Genomic DNA, 19,232 nt, shown 5'->3' with positions numbered 1-19,232 from the left:
GCAGGTCGTGTCAGGGGTGGCCGGCGATGAGTGCATGAGACAGTCCTAAGCGGCCCAGCCGCGCGAGACGGAGTCCCTTGCGACATCTGAACGCCGTGGCCCCACATCCTGACGCAACCCGTGCGCGAGGACCTCGTCACCCTTCGACGCGGGCCGCCATCCGGGCCGCCCAGGGAGTCTCCGACCGGGCCCCGGCCGCGGTCTGCCGGGGGGCCCCGACCGTCAGTCGGTCGACGGCAACCGGAGCGCCGCGGTGTAGTCGGTCCCGTGCCTCGGGTGGGAGGCGAAGCGGCGCAGGTCCGAGTGATCACCACGGCAGATGGCCGCCGCCATGCGATGGGCGCGGGCGGCGTTGCGGACGGGAGAGTACTGGTCCGCATCCGGTTGCACGGCGGTGAGATCGGCAGCGAGGCGATCGTGGTGCGAGGCCGCGACCTCGAGGTCCCCGCCGCTGTCCCGCGTGATGGTCGCCGCCAATCGCAGCTGCGACTCGAGGGTCTGCACTCCGACGTCGGTGGGCTCGTTCGTCCTCAGGACGCGGACCAGCTCGCCGAGGGCGAGCGTCCGGGCCCAGGCGGTGAGGCGAGACGACTCGCTCACCGGTGACCTGGCCATGTAGCGCTCGATGCGTTCGAGCAGGGGGTCCGTCATGACGTCATCCTCGCAGCCGCCCGTCGTCGTCCCGGGTCAGTCGTAGACGCGCCCCAGCACCCAGCCGCCGTCGGTGCCGAGGACGACCTCGAACATGTGGGTGGTGCCGTCGTCGTCGGTGGCCTGGAAGCGCCAGCCGACGAAGCGACGGGGCGGGTGCGTGATGAAGGCGGGCGTGACCGCCGGCTCGACCCGCAGCTCGGTCGGGGTGTCGCTCACCCGCCACCGTCGGCAGGACCAGACCAGCCGCGCCGGCAGGTCGCGCTCGAACCACAGCGCGACGGGCTCGTGGGTGGTCTGGGTGCTCATGTCGTCCTCCTGCACGTTCGAACGTGTGTTCGAACGGATCGAGTGTAGGTCAGGCCGAAGGGGTGGGCAACCAGATCACGGTCGTCTTCCCGGACAGGGGGTCGAACGGGGTGCCCGGCGCTGGATATGATCCGGCGTGACCCGGCCATCCGACGGCCCGGTCGACGAAGGGGAACGACCGTGAGCACACCGATCGAGCCGGGCGTGCCCGACCAGCAGCCGCAACCGCAGGGGTGGCCGCAGCCCGAGCAGCAGCCGCAACAGCAGGGGTGGCCGCAGCCCGAGCAGCAGCCGTCCGGCTGGCAGCCCCACTCCCACTCCCAGCCGCAGCCGCAGGCCCAGGCGCCCTGGCAGCCGTGGCCGACGCAGGACCCCTACGCCGCGCCTCCTGCGTTCCTCCCCGCCCTGCCGGTGCAGCCCTCGAAGACGCCGTGGGTCCTCGCGATCGTCGGCACGGCCGTCGTCGCCCTGATCGTCGGCGGCGGGGCCGGCCTGCTCGGCGGGATGACGCTCGCCGGCGGCTCGGCCGGCTACGACGACGGCTACACCTCCGGCGGCGAGGACCCCACGACGTACTTCGGTTCGGACGCGGTCTACGGCGACTACCTCTACCCGCTCGACTTCTCGGGGGTGACCGGCGTGGACGGGCTCGACGTCGGCACCTGCTTCACCGTCGGCGACCTCGGCCGCGAGGGCACCGGCGACGTCGAGACGACCTCCTGCGACGAGGCTCACGACGAGGAGGCCTACCTGGTGAGCGAGCTGGACGGCGGCGCGTTCCCCGGCGGCGTCGAGGTCCTCGACGAGGCGGCCGCCCTCTGCGACGCGGCCTTCGACGACTACGTCGGGGCCTCGTACGACGAGTCCCTCGCCGACTACGGCGTGCTCGCCCCGACCGAGAAGGGCTGGGACGACGGCGAGCGCTCGGTCGTCTGCTACGTGTACACCTACGGCACGAGCCGCGTCGGCAGCCTGGCGGACTCGGGCGTCTAGGCCGGGACTCCCGGCCCGGGGTCGCTCTCGTGGCGCGCCTCGGCGGCGGCGACGCCCCCGAGCGACCTCACCACGGCCGGCGCGATCGCCTGCCCCCAGCGCCGGTGCATGGTGGCCCACGACAACAGCTCCTGGTGGTACAGCCCCTCGGACCGCCACTCGGGGAACGGCACCCACGATGCGCCGGGCGTGGTCAGGGCGACCCGGGCCGTCAGCGCGTTCAGCCGTTCGATCTGACGGGTCAGCAGTCGCTTGGCCACCGGGGGGATCGGCCGGAACTCGGCCATCGGCGGGATGCCGACGTAGACCATGCGGCAGTCGGGGCCGGCCGTCTCGCGCACCCGGTCGGCGAGACGGCGGAGGTCGGCCTCCCAGGAGGCGCCCCCGGTCGCCAGCAGGACGTCACAGATGCCGAGCAGCACCACCGCCGCCTCCGCGGGCTCGGCCGGCAGCTCGACGCGGGCGGCCTCGGCGGCGGTGAGCACGGGTGCCGAGACCTCGCGCCAGGTGACGCCGCGGCCCCGGGCCGAGCCGACGAGGCGGGCGGTCTGGCTGGCGCAGGTCAGGTCGTGGGCGAGCACGCCGAATCCCTCGACGGCGATGCTGCCGACGAAGAGCAGGCGGTCGGGGTCGGGGCCGTCCACGGTCATGCGGCGGGCGTCGCGGGGGTAGGGCGCCCGGGCCACCTCGCGCCGGTAGAGCGCGAGGTGCAGGTGGAAGAGAGGCGCGGTGGCCCGGACCACCGCCGCGATCAGGCGGCCGTGTCGGCGGGGGGTCGGGGTCTCGACCAGGGGCATGTGTGTTCGCAATCCTTGCAGTGCAGGAGGCGCGGCCTCCGTCGGCCTCGTCCTGAGGCCCGGGACAGTCTGCCGGTCCCCCCAAAGGAGGACAGGCCCCCGTTGGGGGAGGGTCGGTGCGAATCGGCTGGATTCCGGGCCGGGAGGGGCGACCGAGGGGCCGAACGAGGGCTGCAGGAGCCACGCGCTGTCCGCAATGCGAACAGCCTCGTCGAGTAGCTAGATGGACTAACTAACCCATGGTTTCATTCGTGTGTACCGACTTCACGGGCGGTGCGGGCCGCGACCCAGTCGTGGCCCCCTCAGGACCAGCATCACGGGCAGACAGCACAGGGCTGCCGAGAACGGACACACCATGACACTCCTCACACCGTCGCGTCGCCGCACCGACACGGGCAGCAGCCCTTTCTCCGAGATCCGCGAGACCGAACGCCAGGCGACCCTGTTCGTCATCGCCACGGCGGCCGTCGGGGCGAGCGCCAGCCTCGTCGCCGCCCTCTTCCTCAGCAACGGGCTCTTCCTGTGAACGACGACCTGACGTACGTCGAACTCGCCCCCACCGAACCCATCGACCTGTCGATGCTCTTCGAGGCCGACGCGGCCTGACCACAGTGGGCATGCGGCGTCCATGCGGTTCCGAGCCGGCGCCTCCTACCCTTGACGCCATGCAGACCCTCGACCCGGCTCGCGCCGATCCGGCCTCACGGCTCGACAGTCGGTACGGTCGGCGGCCGGGCCGGACCCGTCGATCGCGACTGATCGCCCTCGTCGCGGGCGCCGCCGTGGCCGTCGTGGTCGCGGCCTGGGTCGTGCTCGTCGCCTTCGACGGCGACTCGGCCGAGCTTGAGGTGAGCCACTACGGGTTCACCGTCGCGGGTGACGACGCGGTCCGGGTGCAGTACACGATCAACGTCGCGGGCGGCACGGACGTCGCCTGCGCCGTGCAGGCGCTGAACGAGAACCGCGCGGTGGTCGGGTGGAAAGTCGTCGACCTGCCCGCCGTCGACACGTTCACCCAGACCTACACGACCTCGCTCGTGACGAGCGAGCGTGCCGTGACCGGCTCCGCCTACCGCTGCTGGGTGCCCTGACCGGTCGCGGTGCCGCCGGCACCTCCACGAACGACGCGACCCGCGCCTCCTGCAGGAGGCGCGGGTCGCGTTCGTAGGGCGGCGTCACCGCCCGGCCGGGTCAGGAGGCCTGCGGCACCCGGTTCGCCTTCGCCAGGTTGGCGACGAGCTCGTCCTTCGTCTGACGGACGACGTAGGCCGGGCGGTCGCGCTCCACGCGCCAGCTCTCGGACAACGGGCTGACGTCGACGGTGTCGAAGCCGAGCTCGTCGTAGAGGTCGGTCATCAGGGCGACGGCCTCGGGGGAGTCGCTCGACGTGGCCAGCGCGCGGCGGTCGGGGGTGCCGGCCGGGGCGGTGTCGGTCGTGATGTCGTCGGCCGGGATGTGGTTGAAGCCCTTGACGACCGTGCTGGTGGGCAGGTGGCGCTGCAGCATCTCGGCGGTCGTGTCGGTGCCCTCGTCGAGCGCGGTGATGTGGCCGTCGCGCTCGAAGTAGTAGTTGTTCGTGTCGATCACGGTCTTGCCCGCGAGCGGCTCGACGGGCACCTGGTCGACGTTCTTGAGGGGGACGGTGACGACGACGACGTCGCCCGCTTCGCCGGCCTCGGTCGCCGTGGCGGCCCGGGCCTTGGGGCCGAGGTCGGCCACGAGGTCGGCCAGGGTCTCGGGGCCGCGCGAGTTGCTGATCACGACGTCGTGGCCGTGGGCGATGACCGCCCGGGCGACCTGGCTGCCGATGTTGCCTGCTCCGATGATTCCGTAGGTTGTCATGCGCAACGCAACCGGTGGCCCGCCCGATGCCTTCCCGACGACGGCGTTCTCCCAGGGCATCGCAAGGTCCGGCCGGCTCGCGCCGGGGTCCTGGGGCGGTGGGCGTGACCCCGTCGTGATGCGATCGTCATCCGCCGGACCGTCACGAGATCGCCCCGCATGCGACAGGATGGACCACACACCAGTCACGAGGGGGAGGCGATGGCCGCGCCACAGCAGGACGACGCGCTCGAGCGCGTCCTCGCCGAGCGCTACCGCCTGCAGTCCGTCGTGGGCCGCGGCGGCATGGCGACCGTCTACAAGGCCGTCGACGAGAGCCTCAACCGCACGGTCGCGATCAAGGTCTTCCACAGCGCGATGGTCGACCCGGCCCGACAAGAGGCCGAGCTCGGCGTGCTGTCGAGCCTCGAGCACCACGGCCTCGTCGGTCTCTTCGACGCCGGCGTCGAGCAGGGGCCGAACGGCCCGCAGCGCTTCCTCGTGATGCCGCTGATCGCCGGCCTCAACCTCGAAGACCGTCTGCGGCACGGCGCGCTCGCCCCGCGGCACATCGCCGAGATCGGCTACGACATGGCCGAGGCGCTCGACTACATCCACGGCCACGCGGTCGTGCACCGCGACATCAAGCCGTCGAACATCCTGCTCGTCGACTACGGCGACCACGAGGCGGCCCGCGCCCGGGCCAAGCTCGCCGACTTCGGCATCGCCCTCACCGAGGACGTCGAACGACTCACCGCCGAGGGGGTCACCACCGGCACCGCGGCGTACCTCAGCCCCGAGCAGGCCGTGGGCGGCCAGGTCGGCCCCCCGAGCGACGTCTACAGCCTCGGCCTCGTGCTGCTGCAGTGCTTCACGCGTCGACGCGAGTTCCCGGGGTCGCTCGTCGAGTCGGCCGTGGCCCGGCTGTCGCGCGACCCGGTGCTGCCCGACCCCCTGCCCGAGCACTGGCGTCACGCCTTGCGGGCGATGACCCGCCGGGACCCCGCCGAGCGGCCGGCGCGGGCCGAGCTCGTCGCGATGATGCGCGACGTGGTCATCACCGAGACGACCGAGCACCGCGACGCCGTGGGCGACCTGTCGACCGGCGACGGCTCGATGCGCGGGGGCGACACCGAGCCCTTCGACCACAGCGAGGTGCTCGACACCCTGCCCAACGAGGCGCTCGACCGCGTCACCGCCATGGCGGCCCGCCTGTTCTCGGCGCCCATCGCCCTGGCGACCGTGATCGACGACGACCGCACGTGGTTCACGACCCACTACGACCCCGCCGTGGGCGACATCGCCCGGCACATCGACCTCTCGCTCGGGGCCGTCCACTCGTCCGAGCCGCTCGTCATCGAGGACGCCGCCACCGACCGTCGCGTGGCGTCGAGCCCGCTGGTCACCGGTCCGCTCGGCATGCGGTTCTACGTCAGCGTGCCCCTCACCCGGCGCGACGGCCACACGATCGGCACCCTCTCGGTGATCGGTCGCGAGCCGGGCACGGCCAGCGACGAGCAGGTCGCCAACCTCGCCGACCTCGCGGCGCTCGTCGTCGCCCAGCTCGAGCTGCGACAAGAGAGCCTGCGCATCGCCGGCACGACCACCGGCAGCGTCCCGCACGCCGAGCGCGTCGACCTCGACTCCCGCACCCGGAGCCCGTCCGACCGCTGACGTGCGGCAGACTTGCCCGGTGACCGTCGAGCTCGTGCCCTCCGCCGCGAGCCGGCCCACCGCGAGCCAGCCCTCCGCGACCGGGGCCGCGGCGACCGCCACCGGGGCCAAGGCGACCGGGGCCGCGGCGACCGGCACCGCCCCCGTGCCCGCCCGCGTCGCCGCCTTCCCCCGCCTGCGCTACATGGGCTCGAAGTACGCGCTGCTGCCCGTGCTGCACGACGTCTTCTCGAGCGTCGCGCCCGTGTCGAGCCGCGACCCCGGAGGCCGAGGAGGCGCGGTGCGGCCCTCGACCGCGATCGACGCCTTCAGCGGGTCCGGCGTCGTCTCGTACCTGATGAAGGCGGAAGGTCGCCAGGTCGTGAGCAACGACTTCCTGGCGTTCCCCGCAGTCATCGCCCGCGCCTCCGTCGTCAACGGGTCGACGACGCTGTCCGACGAGCTCGTCGACGAGATCTGCGGCCCGCCCGCGGACGACCGCGACGTCGTCCGCCGCACCTTCGACGGCGTGTTCTTCTCGGCCGACGACCGGGCGTTCCTCGACTCGGCCTGGTCGCACGTCGACCGGCTCGTCGGTGCCGAGCGCGACCTCGCGATCGCGGGCCTCGTGCTGGCCGCGGCGCGCAAGCAGCCCCGGGGCGTCTTCACCTTCACCGGGGCGCGCTACGACGACGGACGCCGCGACCTGCGGCTGACCATGGCCGAGCAGTTCCGGGCGGCCGTCCGGGCCTACGGTGCGACGGTGTTCGACGACGGGCTCGCGCACGAGGCCGTCGAGGGCGACGTCGCCGACCTCGGGCGACCACCCGCCGACCTGGTGTACCTCGATCCGCCCTACGCGCCTCCTCGGGACGACGCGGACTACATGAAGCGGTACCACTTCCTGCAGGGGCTGGCCGTGTACTGGCGGGGGCAGACGATCATGACCGAGACCAAGACGAAGAAGATCGCCAAGCTGTTCACGCCGTTCGCCTACCCGCGCACGGTCGACGACGCCCTCGTGCGCACCTTCGAGCAGTTCGCCGACGCCGGGGCGCTCGTGCTGTCGTACTCGTCGAACGCCGTGCCGAGCCGCGAGCGCATCGAGCAGCTGATGCGCACGGTCAAGCCGCACGTCGAGGTGCGCGTGGTCGACCACACCTACAGCTTCGGCACGCACCGCGCGGCGACCCGCACCGCGGCCACCGAGTACGTCTTCGTCGGGAGGGACCGACCGTGACGATCCCCACCTTCGACGAGTACGTCGCCTCGCTCGGCCGCATGACCCCGCACGTCGACCCGACCGCTCCGTCGGCCGCGGCGACCGACCTCGGCCGGGCCGCCGCGAGCCTCGGCGACCTGCCCGTCGTCGACCGCGACCACCTCGCCGAGTGGGCCCGGCAGCACCCGGCGTGGGTGCCCGCCCTCGGCCTGGCTGTCGGGCTGTCGCAGGAGAAGCTGCGCAACTCGCTGCGGCACGCCTTCGACACCCCCAGCTGGCTCACGCTCGCGCGGGGACGGGCCGACGAACTGGTCGCCCACCTCGACGACGAGTTCGAGCTCGTCCGCCTCGTCGCGTCCCAGCGGCACCGCACGTACGACTTCGGCGACCTGCTCTCGGCCCGGGCCGGCACCCGGGCGTCGGCGATCCGCGCCGGGGTGTCGGGTCGGCGGCTCGAGGACGAGATCGAGGCCATCGCCCGTGACCTCGGACTCGCCTGCGGCACGCGGACGCGGTTCACCGGCCGGGCGAACCGCACGGCGCCGTGCGACCTGGTGATCCCCTCGGCGCAGGACCCCGCCATCGTGGTCGCGGCGAAGGGGTTCGACTCGACCGGTTCGAAGCTGACCGACGCCGTCCGCGAGATCGAGGAGATGGCCGATGTGCGGCTGCCCCGACAGACCGTCATGGCCGTGATCGACGGCATCGGCTGGAAGAGCCGTCAGGCCGACCTCAAGCGCATCCACCAGCTCTGGGTCGACCAGCAGATCGACGGGCTCTACACGCTGTCGACGCTCGACCGCTTCCGGGCCGACCTGGCCGACGCCGCACGCCTGCGCCGCCTCATCCCGTAGGCCGCGGCCCGCGGCCCGCGGCCCGCGGCCCGTGGCCCGTGGCCCGTGGCCCGCGGCCGGCGGCCCGCGGCCCGCGGCGGAGGCGGGTCAGGCGGCGGCGTGGGGCGCGTCGCGGGTGCCGACCCCGTGGCGGTCGAACGCCCGGCCGAGGTCGAGCAGCGTGTCGGCGAGGGCACCGTGTCGCGACGCCGGCACGACCTCGGCGAACGCGGCGGCGTAGGCGCTCGCGATGGCCGTCGTGACCTCGACGCCGCGCGGCGTGCGGCTGACGATGACGCTGCGGCGGTCGTCCGGGTTGCGGCGCCGGTCGAGGTGCCCGGCGTCGACGAGGCGGTCGACGAGGTTGGTCATCGCACCCGACGAGAGGTCGAGGTGCTCGGCCGCCCGCTTCGGGGTGACCAGGTCGCCGGTGGCCCACACGTAGAAGAGGAACCGGATGTCGGTGTCGCCCAGCCCGAAGAGGTCGCCCTGGTGGTCGAGCACCCGTGAGTGGTTCAGCATCAACAGGCGGAACGAGTCGAGCAGGCGGCCGAGGTCGCCGGGGGCGAGGCCGGGGTCGGGCGTGAGGCCGGGGCCGGTGATGAGGCCGGGGTCGGCCCGGGGTGGGGAGATGAGCAAGGGGGTCCTCCGTGACGCGTGTGGGCGTGCCGTCCATGGCACCGGCTCAGTCAACAAGAATCTCGACGATCGTGACACCCCCACCACTGGGGACATGGTTCGCCTTGCGTGCCTCTCGGGTTCTGAGTAATTTGATTGTCGTACCACTTGAGAACAACGACCACTCGAAACCGGAACGGTTCGGGAGGTGAGCTTCTCACCGGCGAAGCCCCTGAATCACCTCGCCGGCTGGCCCCCGACATCCCCCTTCCCCCCTCTCGCCCTGGAGCACACCATGTCCCGTCCCACGCCCCGCATCGCCCGCATCGCCGCCTGGATCGCCATCCCCGCCGCCCTCGTCGCCTCGGGCATCGTCGTCTCCACGGCGTCGTACTCGGCCTTCTCGTCGACCACGGTCAACCCCACCAGCAACTGGACCGCCGGCACCGTCGCCCTGACCGACGACGACAGCAACACCGCGCTCTTCACCGCCACGAACCTCAAGCCCGGCCAGACCGGCAGCAACTGCATCGCCGTCACCAGCACGGGCTCGCTCGCCTCGGCCGTCAAGCTCTACGGGACGGGCGCCGCCACGACCAACAACCTCGCGTCGAACATCACGCTGAGCGTCGTGCAGGGCACCGGCGGCGGCTTCGGCTCGTGCACCGGCTTCACCCCGCTCTCGGCGGGCTCGAGCCTCTACAACGGCACGCTGGCCGCCTTCGGCACCAGCTACACCAACTACTCCAATGGCGTCGGCACCTGGGCCCCCACCGGCACTGCGTCCGAGACCCGCACCTACCAGGTGACTTACACCGTCTCGAACACCGCCCCCAACACGACCCAGGGCGGCACCGCAAGCCTCGGCCTCACCTGGGAGGCCCAGAACAGCTGAGACCCGTCCCGCGGCTGACCCCCGCGTCACGGCGACACCGCACCAGCACCGCGCACCACCGCACCAGGCGGCCCGAGACCGCATCATCCGCACCACCCCCGAGCAGAGGCACCCATGAGCACGATCGACCTGAAGCTGCGGCCCACCACCGCGGCCGCGGCCTCGATCACCGTGCCCCTGGGTGCCTCTCGTCCGTGGCTCGACTGGACGCGCCTGGCCCTCGGCACCGCGTCACGCGTCGTGCTCTACTCGCTGCTCGGCCTGATGGTCTACGCGGCCGCTCCCGCCGCCCTCGGCTGGAGCCCCACGACCGTGATGACCGGCTCGATGGAGCCCCGCATCCACCCCGGCGACGTCGTCGTCGCGAAGCCCGTGGCGGCGTCCGACGTGCACCGCGGTCAGGTCCTCCTCTTCGACGACCCCGACCAGGCCGGGCACCTGCGGCTGCACCGCTACCACGACAACGGCCAGGCCGGGCAGATCGTCACCAAGGGCGACGCCAACCCGAGCGTCGACTCGACGCCGATCGACCGCAGCGCCGTCATCGGCGTCGGGTTCCTGCGCGTGCCGTACGTCGGAACGCCCTTCGTCTGGGCCGCGGCCCACCAGTACGGCCACCTGCTGGTCACCGGCGGACTGCTGATCCTCGTCGTCCTGCTCAGCCGCAACGACCGGTACCTGCTGCGTGACGAGCGTCCCGCGTCGCCTCGGGTGACCGTCCCCGCCGGCCGCCGCGTCCAGCGTCGTCGCGAGCGGCGCCTCCGTCGCCTGAGGACCGCAGGAGGCGCGATCGGCCTGGCAGCGATCGGTGGCGGTCTCGCACTCACCCTCGTCGTGTCCGGTGGCGCGCACGCCGCGTTCGCCGCCCCGACCGCCAACCCGACCTCGAGCTTCGGTGCCGGGAACTACGACTGCCTGCAGGACACCTACAACTCGCAGACCTCGTACGGCTTCCCGTACAACGAGACGTCCGGCACGACCACCACCGACGGCAGCTCGTTCGCCCGCGTGGGCACCCTGAGCGGCGGGGCGACGTTCGTCGCCGGCTCGTGCGCCACCAACCAGAGCCCCTACCTGCAGCTCGACGGCACGGGTCAGGTCACGACCGCGGTCAACCTCACCGGCCAGGCCGCCTTCACGATCGAGACCTGGTTCCGCACGACCAGCACGGCCGGGGGCACCCTGGCCGCCTTCACGACGGCACAGACCGGCACGAACACGACCGCCGACCGCGCGCTGTACCTGACCACGGCGGGCAAGATCGTCCTCGGCGTGCGCCCCACCACGACCACGACCAAGGCGACGACGACGCCCGCCTCGTACAACGACGGCGCCTGGCACCACGTGGTCGCCACCCTCTCGGGCACGAGCACGGTGGTCTACGTCGACGGCGTCGCCGTCGTCACCGACAGCACGAACAAGACCGTGCAGACGGCCACCGGTTACTGGCGGGTCGGCTACGCCCCGCTCAGCGGGCTGCCGTCGGCTCCGACCAACGGCTACTTCGTCGGCTCGGTCGACGGCACGACGATCTACAACAACTCGGCCCAGAGCGCCTCGGCCGTGCAGGCCCGGTACGCGGCCGGCCACTGAGCGACCGCAGCGGGTCTGCTCAGCCGGCCAGCGCCTCCTCGATCACCGCGACGACCTCGGGGGCGTCGGGCTCGGTCGTCGGACGGAACCGGTGCACGGCGCCGCCGGGCGTGATCACGAACTTCTCGAAGTTCCACTTCACGCGGCCGGCCTTGCCGTCGGCGTCGGTGGCCTTCTTCAGTTCCGTGTAGAGCGGGTGCTCACCGCGGCCGTTGACCTTGACCTTCTCCATCATCGGGAAGGTCACGCCCCAGGTCGCCGAGCAGTACTCCTCGATGGCCTCGCCGCTCGAGAGCTCCTGGAAGAACTGGTTGCTGGGAAAGCCCAGCACCGTGAAGCCCTGCTCGCCGTACTGCTTCTGCAGCGCCTCGAGCTTCTCGTACTGGGGCGCGAGGCCGCAGCGGGAGGCCACGTTCACGACCATCACGACCTTGTCGGCGTAGGCGCCGAACGTGGTGGACTCGCCGCGGATCGTGGTCAGGGTGATGTCGTCGAGCGTCATGGGTCCGACCGTAGGCCCGCCCGCTGCGAGCCGGCCCTCAGGCACGTCGCCGAGCGACTGTCAACCCCCCTGGGATCGACTGGTGCGGGGTTTGGAGTGCGTGCAACAATTCGCTGAGATGGCTGCCCGCGACGACAAGATGCGCTTCGACGCGCGGGGGCGCGATCTCGACGAGGCGGTCGACATCCTGCAGGCCGGGTACAACGGCCGGGGTTTCCGCGTCGCTCCCACCGAGGCCCCTTTCTCGTTCCGCCACACCATCGTCGGCGACGGGGCCATGACCCTGCGGTCGACGATGTTCATGGGTCGCGTCGACGGGCAGGCGGCCGCGGGTGACGAGCACGTCGTCCACTGGCTGCTCGACGGGCGTTCCACGATCGACAACGGTCGCGACGAGGTGGCCGGAGCCGTCGGACGACCGATCCTCTTCCCCGAGGGGCGGGACTTCGAGTTCACCACCGAGGACGTCAACCAGAGCCTGCTCCACCTCTCCAAGTCGGTCGTCGACGAGGTCGCGGCCGAGCAGCACGGCATCATGCCCGGCACGCTCCGCTTCGACCACGCCGCCCCCGTCTCGTCCGCCGCGATGCAGGCCTGGCACGCCACGGTCCGTCTGATCGGACGCGCCTACCTGGGCTCGGGCGAACCCAGCGACCTGATGCGCACCGAGATGGCCCGGATGGCCGCGGTGGCCCTGCTCGACACCTTCGCCCACACCTCGAGCCAGATGCCCGCGGCGCTGCTGGCACCGCGGAACGCGAGCCTCCGCCTCGCCGTCGAGTACATGCACGCCAGCGCCCACCTGCCGATCTCGGCCGTGGACATCGCCCGGGAGGCCGGGCTCACCCCGCGCGGGCTGCAACAGGCGTTCAGTCGTCACCTCGACACCACGCCCACGGCCTACCTGCGCGAGATCCGCCTCGAGCGCGTGCACGACGCGCTGCGGGCGGCCGCCCCGGACGCCACGACCGTCGCCGACGTCGCCCGACACTGGGACTTCGCCCACCTCGGCCGGTTCTCGGCCGCGTACCAGCAGCGGTTCGGCGAGTACCCCCGCGAGACGCTGCACCGCGGCTGAGGTCGGGGGTGCCCGGAGCGTGCGGCCGCCTCGCCGCCGAGCGCGCCTCCCGGGCTCGATCCGGCGGTCAGCGACCGATGGCGGCGTAGACGCGCAGGGCGCCCGGGACGACCTCGACCGTGACGGGCAGCGGCCCGACGCGCTCGCCGTCCGCGTAGGCGGCGACCCCGTCGGCCTCGATCACGGCCCGACGCACGCGGTGCACGGTCACGTTCGGGTGGCTCAGGTGGGTGCCGCGGAACACGCTCGGGAACAGCCGGACGAACTGCCAGCGCGTCAGCCGCTCCACCACGAGCACGTCGAGCAGCCCGTCGTCGAGCACGGCGTCGGGCGTGACGTTCATGCCGCCGCCGAGCGACTGGCCGTTGCCGACCGAGATCAGGGTGCCCTCGACGGTCGAGGCGACCCCGTCGAGCTCGAGGCGGTACGAGATGCGCGGCAGGCGCACCAGCTCGATGGCGAGCGCGACGTCGTAGCGGCGACGCCCCTTCGGCCAGCTCAGCCGGTTGGCCCGCTCGTTCACGACGGCGTCGAAGCCGGCCGAGACCATGCAGGCGAACCAGGTGGCCCGGCCGTCGGCCTGCAGCACGCGTCCGGCGTCGATCGTGGTCGGCTCGCCCTCGAGCAGCCGGACCAGGAGGCGCGTGGCCGCCTCGGCGTCGTCGTGGGGCAGCCCGAACGCCCGGGCCGTGTCGTTGCCGGTGCCGGTCGGCACCAGTCCCAGCGGCACGTCGGTGCCCGCGACGAGGTTGGCCCCGAGGTTCACCATGCCGTCGCCGCCGACGACGATCAGGGCGTCGGGACGCTCGCCGTGGTCGGGGTCGAGCTCGCGACGGGCGGCGGCCACGAGGTCGTCGTAGCTCGACTCGGTGAGCGGCACGACCGTGTGTCCGGCACCGCGGAGCCCGGCGAGCACCCCGTCGGCGAGGTGCTTCCGGCCGCCGGCGGAGGCGCCGGGGTTGATCGCCACGACCAGGCGGAGGGGCGTCGGGGTCATGGCGTCGATCTTGCCAGCCCCGCGCGCCCCCCGCGCCCCCCCCGCGCGCCCCGCGCGCCCCGCGCGCCCCGCGCGCCCCGCGCGCCCCGCGGGCCGCGTGACACCCCTGTTCCGGCGTGACACCCCGCGTTCCCGGGGTGTCACGCCGGAACGGGGGTGTGACGCCGAGGCGGGTGCGTCGCACGGCGGGCATACTGGACGCTGACCCACGGACGAGAGGCATCTTCACCATGAGCAGCACCCACGGCACCACGACGACCGCGACCCCGGCCCCCTACGAGCCGACCATCCGCGAGTCGCCCAACCGCGGGGCCGGCCTGTTCGTCGGCACGGTGTTCCTCCTGCTCGGCGCCATCGGGTTCCTCGTCGAGGACATGGGCACGTTCTTCTCCACGCAGGGCGCGTCGCTCTGGTTCGTCTGGAACCTCAACCCCGCGCTGGTCGTCGTCTGGGTGCTGGCCGGTGCCGCGCTGATCATCGCCGGCGCGTCGTCGCGAGCGAGCGCGCGGTACATCAACACCTGGATCGGCCTGATCTTCGTCATCTTCGGCGTCGCCGGATTCTTCCTCGAGGGCACCGACGTCAACTTCCTGGCGTTCAACCTCGGCGACAACGTCACGCACCTCGTCGGCGGCCTGCTGCTGCTCGCGACCGCCGTGGGGGCCGAGCGCCGCCGCCGCTGACCCCTGCCGCAGGGCGCCGCACCTCTCGACGGGCTGCGATCCGGCTGCACGTCCGCCGGGATCGGCCCCGGGGGCTACCGGCGCCGCGCCTCCCTGGCTAGGGTTAGGGTCACCTAACCCAGGTGACCCAGGAGGTGCGCACCATGACCGTCGTCATCCCCTTCTCCGAGGCGGTGCGGGAGCGCACGGCCGAGCGGGTCCCCGCCGACGTCGGCTGCTCGTTCATGACCGACCTGCTGATCGGCCGGGGCACGCGGGACGACTACGTGCAGCTGCTCGCTCAGCACTACTTCGTCTACGCCGCCCTCGAGGACGCCGCCGCGGGGTGGTCCGGCGACCCGGTGGTGGCTCCGTTCCTCGCCCCGGGGCTGACCCGGTTGCCGGCCATCGAGGCCGACCTGGCGTTCCTGCTCGGTGCCGACTGGCGGGCCCGGGTCTCACCGCTGCCGACCACGCAGGCGTACGTCGATCGGATCGAGCAGGCGTCGACCTGGGCCGGCGGCTTCATCGCGCACCACTACACGCGCTGCCTCGGTGACCTGTCGGGCGGGCACCTGATCCGCAGCATCCTGCAGCGTCGGTTCGGATTCGACACGAACGGCGTCGGGTTCTTCCTGTTCGCCGAGATCGCCGAGCCGAAGTCGTTCAAGACGACCTACCGCCGCCAGCTCGACGCCGTCGCCTGGTCGGCCGACGAGCGCGAGCACGTGCTCGACGAGGTGTGCGCCGCGTACCGCTTCAGCACCGAGCTGTTTGCCGACCTCGCCGCCGCGAAGGCCGCGGCCTAGCTGTTCGCCGACCTCGCCGCCGCGAAGGCCGCGGCCTAGCCGTTCGCCGACGGGGTGGGTCCGGGCCACCGCGTGGTCGGACCGGGTCGTCAGCCCGTGGCGGCCGTCGTCGCGTCGTCGCCCACGCCGGCGTCGGCGGCTGCCTCGATGGCCGGCACGCGTGACGCCTCGCTCATGAAGCGGCGCACGTCGAGGTCGACGATGATGTCGGCCGGTCGCAGCGGGCGCGACAGGTACAGACCCTCGAGCGAGGTGATGCGGCTGAGGGCGACGTAGGTCTGCCCCGCGCTGAACACCCGTGAGCCGAGGTCGACGATGGCCCGGTCGTAGGTCTTGCCTTGGGACTTGTGGATCGTGACGGCCCAGGCGAGGCGCAGCGGGAACTGCGTGAACTCGGCCACGACGTCCTTCTTGAGCTGCTTGGTGGTCGCCGAGTACGAGTACTTGTGCTTCTCCCACACGACGGGCTGCACCTCGTGGACCTCGCCGTCGACCTCGACGAAGACCGTGTCGCGCACCCGGGTGACGACGCCCGTCGTGCCGTTCACCCAGCGTTGCTCGGAGTCGTTGCGGAGGAACATCACCCGGGCCCCGACCTTGAGCTCGAGGGCCTCGTCGGCCGGGTAGGCCCGGCCGCCGAACTCGCCGCTGACCTCGGCCTTGGCGGTCATCACCTTGCCCGACAGGCGATCGAGCTCGACCTTGTTGATGCGGTTGACGGTGTCGTTGCGCGTGGCCAGGGTGATGGCCCCGCCGTCGGTCGGCACGGGGCGTGCCCCGGCGCCGTTGAGGGCCCCGGCGATCTCGGCCGTGACCCGACCGTGCCGCACGGCGTTGAGCATCTCTTTGAAGTCGCCCTCGGTCTGGCGGTGGATGAAGGCCAGTTCGTAGATGCGCAGGCTCGCCTCGGCCCAGACCTTGGCGTCGAAGAACCACATCGAGCGGTAGTTGTCGCGGAAGTACTCGCGCTCTTCGGCGTCGCCCGGCACCGGCGGCAGCTGGTACGGGTCGCCGAACAGCACGACCTGGACGCCGCCGAACGGCTCGTGCTTGCGCTGCCGCGCCTGCCGCAGCGAGCGGTCGATGGCGTCCATCAGGTCGGCGTTGACCATCGAGACCTCGTCGATGACGAGCGTGTCGATGGTGTTCAGCAGCTTGCGCAGCTCGGCGTTCTGCTCGATGTCGTGGTCGGCGATGAGCCCCACCGAGAGGCGGAACAGCGAGTGGATCGTCTGGCCGCCGACGTTGAGGGCGGCGACGCCCGTGGGGGCGCAGATGACGATCTGCTTCGAGGTGTTCCACGACAGGTGGTTCAGCAGCGTCGACTTGCCCGTGCCGGCCCGACCCGTGACGAAGATGTGCTCGCGGGTGTTCTCGATCGCGTCGTACAGCGCCTGCTGTTCGGCGGAGAGGGCCACGCTCACGACGACGAGCACCTTTCGGGAGGGGGCGGGGGAGGCCACCAATCTACCCGTGACGGGCGTGACGCTCGGTTCTTCGTGACCCGCGCCTCCTATTGTTGTCGTCATGTCGTCGTCTGTGGGGGAGGAGACGCGCCCACCGCTCGGCTGGCCCTTCGTCGCGATCTGGGGCGGGGCGCTGCTCTTCGTGCTGATCGGTTTCTGGGTCACCGTCGTGGCCCTGAACGCCACCGTCTACAGCGGCGCCGGTTTCGTCCGCGGCTACGTGGCGGCGGTCGACCGCGGCGACACGTCGAGCGCGTTGACCCTCGCCGGCGTCACGCCGACCGACCAGCTGGCCGACGCCCTGCTCGAGGTGCCCTCGCTCGGCGGCGTCGACGACGTGACCGAGGTGGGCGACGTCGACCTCGGCGACGACACGCACGCGATCACGCTCTCGTACTCGATGCAGGGCACGTCGGCCACGGCCGAGGCGCCCGCGCAGTCACAGTTCGTCGTCCAGCGGGCCGGCACCCGGTTCGGGCTGTTCCACGCCTGGCGCTTCGTGCAGGCACCCACCGCGCAGCTCGACGTGACGCCCCAGCACGACTCCCGCTTCACGGTGGACGGCCGCGACGTCACGACCGACGCCCCCGACGTCGCGACCCGGTTCACGGTGCTCGCCCCCTCGCGGTTCGAGCTCGACCATGAGTCGCGCTACCTCGAGGCGCCGACCGTCGAGGCCGACGTGCTCAGCGTGGGGGCGACGTCGGGGGTGTCGATCGAGGTGCAGCCCCGGGACGCGTTCGTCGAGGCCGTGCAGGACATGGTCGACCAGCAGCTCGACGAGCAGTGCGTCCCGCAGCAGGTGCTGCTGCCGGCCGGGTGCCCCTTCGGCCGCCAGGTCGACGACCGGGTCACCGACGACCCGACGTGGACCGTGCCCGTCCACCCCGTCGTCTCGATCGTCCCCGGCCCGTCGGGGCAGTGGCAGGTGCCCGGCGTGGCCGGCACCGCCCACCTCGTCGTCGGCGCCCAGTCGCTCTTCGACGGGAAGCGCTACACGATCGACGAGGACGTCCCGTTCACCGTCACGTACCTGATGCGCATCAGCACGTCCGACGAGCTGACGTTCGACTAGACCCGCCCGTGGCCGCCCGGTAGCCACCCGGGGTCGACCGGACGCGGGGGGCGCGGGTCGACCCGTCGAGGACGGTCCCGGTCAGGCGGTGGCCGCCCCGGCCCGCTCGAGGTCGCGCAGGTCGTCGACGCCGCCGAAGGTCCCTCGGTAGGCCCGCGGGGTGGTGCCGAGGACGCGGGCGAAGTGGTGTCGCAGGACGGCTGCCGAACCGAAGCCGACCTCGTCGGCGATCGCGTCGATGCCGAGCCCCGTCGCCTCGAGCAGCTCCTGCGACCGCAGGAGGCGCTGGCGGGTGAGCCACGCCCCCGGCGTCGCCCCCAGCTCGGCCTTGAATCGTCGGGCGAAGGTGCGCGGCGACATGTGCGCCCTCGCGGCCAACCCCTCGATGCTCAGGTCGTCGCGGAGGTGTCCGAGCATCCAGTCGGTCAGGGGCGCGAGCGAGTCGTCGACCTCGACCGGGAGGGGCGTCTTGATGAACTGGCTCTGACCGCCGTCGCGGTGCGGCGGCACGACCATCCGGCGGGCGATCACGTTCGCCGCGGCGGCGCCGTGCTCGCGGCGGACGAGGTGCAGGCAGGCGTCGATGCCGGCGGCCGTGCCCGCGCTCGTGATGATCCGGCGGTCCTCGACGAAGAGCACGTCGGCGTCGACCTCGATCGCGGGGTGTTCGCGCTGCAGGGCGTCGGAGTACCGCCAGTGCGTCGTCGCCCGGCGGCCGTCGAGCAGCCCGGCCTCGGCCAGGACGAACGCCCCGCTGCAGACGCTGAGCAACCACGCCCCCCGGGCCTCGGCCGCGACGAGCAGCTCGCGCACCGCCGGGGAGACGAGCTCGGCCTGGTCGGGACGGGTCCACAGGGCCGGCACGCACACGACGTCGGCGTCGGACGCGGCGCCCAGGTGGAGGTCGACCGTGATCGAGAAGCCCTGGTTCGTGCGGACGAGCCCCGGGTGCTCGGTCACGATGCGGTGCTCGAACGGAGGCGCGCCCTCGTCGGTCCGGTCGAGGCCGAACACCTCGCAGAGCACGCCGAACTCGAACGGCGCGACGCCGTCGGCGACGATCGTGGCGACGGTGCGGAACGGGGGCATCGGGACTCCTGGGGTGGGTCGAGCCGCACGCCGCCACGAAGTGGTTACCGCGCCATCTTTTCTCGTGGCGTGGTGATCACATCGTGGCGGGCTGGCGGGCTGGCGGGCTGGCGGTGTGGCGGGAGGGCGGGGTGGCGGGATGTCGACGAGTGGTGGCAACACTGCCACT

General features: G+C 72.3%; 21 protein-coding genes. 12 read left to right on the top strand and 9 right to left on the bottom strand.

Annotation, left to right across the window (positions count from 1 at the left end; all coding sequences use genetic code 11):
* Positions 1-222 precede the first annotated feature (222 nt).
* Both OVA02_RS00660 and OVA02_RS00655 read right to left on the bottom strand, forming a co-directional pair.
* Positions 223-651 (bottom strand): hypothetical protein, encoded by a 429-nt coding sequence (locus tag OVA02_RS00660; RefSeq protein ID WP_055976381.1) that lies wholly within the window; start codon positions 649-651, stop codon positions 223-225.
* A gap of 36 nt (positions 652-687) precedes the next feature.
* Complete coding sequence (locus OVA02_RS00655) at positions 688-960, bottom strand: hypothetical protein (RefSeq protein ID WP_071257780.1); 273 nt, start codon at positions 958-960, stop codon at positions 688-690.
* Positions 961-1,140: 180 nt separating this feature from the next.
* Between OVA02_RS00655 and OVA02_RS00650 the strand changes: the two genes are divergently transcribed.
* Positions 1,141-1,953: a septum formation family protein gene (locus OVA02_RS00650; protein WP_056049819.1), complete on the top strand. Its 813-nt coding sequence runs from the start codon at positions 1,141-1,143 to the stop codon at positions 1,951-1,953.
* On the opposite strand, the gene OVA02_RS00645 is transcribed toward OVA02_RS00650, so the two are convergent.
* A complete protein-coding gene (locus OVA02_RS00645; protein ID WP_267659004.1) occupies positions 1,950-2,750 on the bottom strand; it encodes a GDSL-type esterase/lipase family protein in 801 nt (266 codons plus the stop codon). The two genes, OVA02_RS00650 and OVA02_RS00645, sit on opposite strands and share 4 nt — an antisense overlap.
* Before the next feature lie 355 nt (positions 2,751-3,105).
* On the opposite strand from OVA02_RS00645, the gene OVA02_RS00640 reads away from it, so the two are divergent.
* The gene (locus OVA02_RS00640) at positions 3,106-3,276 is read left to right on the top strand and encodes a hypothetical protein (protein ID WP_157489933.1); all 171 of its coding nucleotides are present in this window, start codon (positions 3,106-3,108) and stop codon (positions 3,274-3,276) included.
* Between the two features lie 139 nt (positions 3,277-3,415).
* Complete coding sequence (locus OVA02_RS00635; RefSeq protein ID WP_043595564.1) at positions 3,416-3,841, top strand: DUF4307 domain-containing protein; 426 nt, start codon at positions 3,416-3,418, stop codon at positions 3,839-3,841.
* 100 nt (positions 3,842-3,941) lie between these two features.
* Here OVA02_RS00635 and OVA02_RS00630 read toward each other — a convergent pair whose 3' ends face one another.
* The gene (locus OVA02_RS00630) at positions 3,942-4,592 is read right to left on the bottom strand and encodes an NADPH-dependent F420 reductase (protein ID WP_056049913.1); all 651 of its coding nucleotides are present in this window, start codon (positions 4,590-4,592) and stop codon (positions 3,942-3,944) included.
* Between the two features lie 201 nt (positions 4,593-4,793).
* Between OVA02_RS00630 and OVA02_RS00625 the strand changes: the two genes are divergently transcribed.
* The 3 genes from OVA02_RS00625 to OVA02_RS00615 are packed head-to-tail and all read left to right on the top strand — an operon-like array spanning position 4,794 to position 8,300.
* Positions 4,794-6,245 carry a GAF domain-containing serine/threonine-protein kinase gene (locus OVA02_RS00625; protein WP_267659003.1) on the top strand — a complete coding sequence of 484 codons (1,452 nt, stop codon included), beginning with the start codon at positions 4,794-4,796 and terminating at the stop codon, positions 6,243-6,245.
* Between the two features lie 19 nt (positions 6,246-6,264).
* On the top strand, positions 6,265-7,464 hold the full coding sequence (locus OVA02_RS00620; protein WP_267659002.1) for a DNA adenine methylase: 1,200 nt from the start codon (positions 6,265-6,267) through the stop codon (positions 7,462-7,464).
* Positions 7,461-8,300, top strand: coding sequence for a hypothetical protein (locus OVA02_RS00615; protein WP_267659001.1), 840 nt, complete (start codon positions 7,461-7,463; stop codon positions 8,298-8,300). Before OVA02_RS00620 ends, OVA02_RS00615 begins: the two co-directional genes overlap by 4 nt.
* Positions 8,301-8,387: 87 nt before the next feature.
* Here OVA02_RS00615 and OVA02_RS00610 read toward each other — a convergent pair whose 3' ends face one another.
* A complete protein-coding gene (locus tag OVA02_RS00610) occupies positions 8,388-8,918 on the bottom strand; it encodes a MarR family winged helix-turn-helix transcriptional regulator (RefSeq protein ID WP_159825878.1) in 531 nt (176 codons plus the stop codon).
* A gap of 274 nt (positions 8,919-9,192) precedes the next feature.
* Between OVA02_RS00610 and OVA02_RS00605 the strand changes: the two genes are divergently transcribed.
* Positions 9,193-9,792: a hypothetical protein gene (locus OVA02_RS00605; RefSeq protein WP_056049806.1), complete on the top strand. Its 600-nt coding sequence runs from the start codon at positions 9,193-9,195 to the stop codon at positions 9,790-9,792.
* A 114-nt stretch (positions 9,793-9,906) separates the two neighbouring features.
* A complete protein-coding gene (locus OVA02_RS00600) occupies positions 9,907-11,385 on the top strand; it encodes a signal peptidase I (RefSeq protein WP_267659000.1) in 1,479 nt (492 codons plus the stop codon).
* Positions 11,386-11,404: 19 nt separating this feature from the next.
* On the opposite strand, the gene OVA02_RS00595 is transcribed toward OVA02_RS00600, so the two are convergent.
* Positions 11,405-11,887, bottom strand: a complete 483-nt coding sequence (locus tag OVA02_RS00595) for a glutathione peroxidase (RefSeq protein ID WP_056049801.1) — start codon at positions 11,885-11,887, stop codon at positions 11,405-11,407.
* Between the two features lie 118 nt (positions 11,888-12,005).
* Here OVA02_RS00595 and OVA02_RS00590 point away from each other — a divergent pair, with 118 nt between their 5' ends.
* Complete coding sequence (locus OVA02_RS00590; RefSeq protein WP_267658999.1) at positions 12,006-12,965, top strand: helix-turn-helix transcriptional regulator; 960 nt, start codon at positions 12,006-12,008, stop codon at positions 12,963-12,965.
* 67 nt (positions 12,966-13,032) lie between these two features.
* Here the strand turns inward: OVA02_RS00590 and OVA02_RS00585 are convergent, their stop codons facing one another.
* Positions 13,033-13,962, bottom strand: a complete 930-nt coding sequence (locus OVA02_RS00585) for a diacylglycerol kinase family protein (protein ID WP_267658998.1) — start codon at positions 13,960-13,962, stop codon at positions 13,033-13,035.
* 230 nt (positions 13,963-14,192) lie between these two features.
* Between OVA02_RS00585 and OVA02_RS00580 the strand changes: the two genes are divergently transcribed.
* On the top strand, positions 14,193-14,645 hold the full coding sequence (locus OVA02_RS00580) for a DUF4383 domain-containing protein (protein WP_159825625.1): 453 nt from the start codon (positions 14,193-14,195) through the stop codon (positions 14,643-14,645).
* Between the two features lie 143 nt (positions 14,646-14,788).
* Positions 14,789-15,433: a heme oxygenase (biliverdin-producing) gene (locus OVA02_RS00575; protein WP_173154504.1), complete on the top strand. Its 645-nt coding sequence runs from the start codon at positions 14,789-14,791 to the stop codon at positions 15,431-15,433.
* 89 nt (positions 15,434-15,522) lie between these two features.
* Here OVA02_RS00575 and OVA02_RS00570 read toward each other — a convergent pair whose 3' ends face one another.
* Positions 15,523-16,857: an ATP-dependent DNA helicase gene (locus OVA02_RS00570; RefSeq protein WP_233568441.1), complete on the bottom strand. Its 1,335-nt coding sequence runs from the start codon at positions 16,855-16,857 to the stop codon at positions 15,523-15,525.
* A 103-nt stretch (positions 16,858-16,960) separates the two neighbouring features.
* On the opposite strand from OVA02_RS00570, the gene OVA02_RS00565 reads away from it, so the two are divergent.
* Positions 16,961-17,974 carry a hypothetical protein gene (locus OVA02_RS00565; RefSeq protein ID WP_267658997.1) on the top strand — a complete coding sequence of 338 codons (1,014 nt, stop codon included), beginning with the start codon at positions 16,961-16,963 and terminating at the stop codon, positions 17,972-17,974.
* Positions 17,975-18,055: 81 nt separating this feature from the next.
* Here OVA02_RS00565 and OVA02_RS00560 read toward each other — a convergent pair whose 3' ends face one another.
* Complete coding sequence (locus OVA02_RS00560) at positions 18,056-19,063, bottom strand: GlxA family transcriptional regulator (RefSeq protein ID WP_267658996.1); 1,008 nt, start codon at positions 19,061-19,063, stop codon at positions 18,056-18,058.
* Between the last annotated feature and the right edge of the window lie 169 nt (positions 19,064-19,232).

The sequence above is a fragment of the Frigoribacterium sp. SL97 genome (assembly GCF_026625765.1).
GTDB lineage: Bacteria > Actinomycetota > Actinomycetes > Actinomycetales > Microbacteriaceae > Frigoribacterium.
Note: the sequence above shows the minus strand (reverse complement) of the source record. Positions and strands in the feature narration are given on the sequence as shown.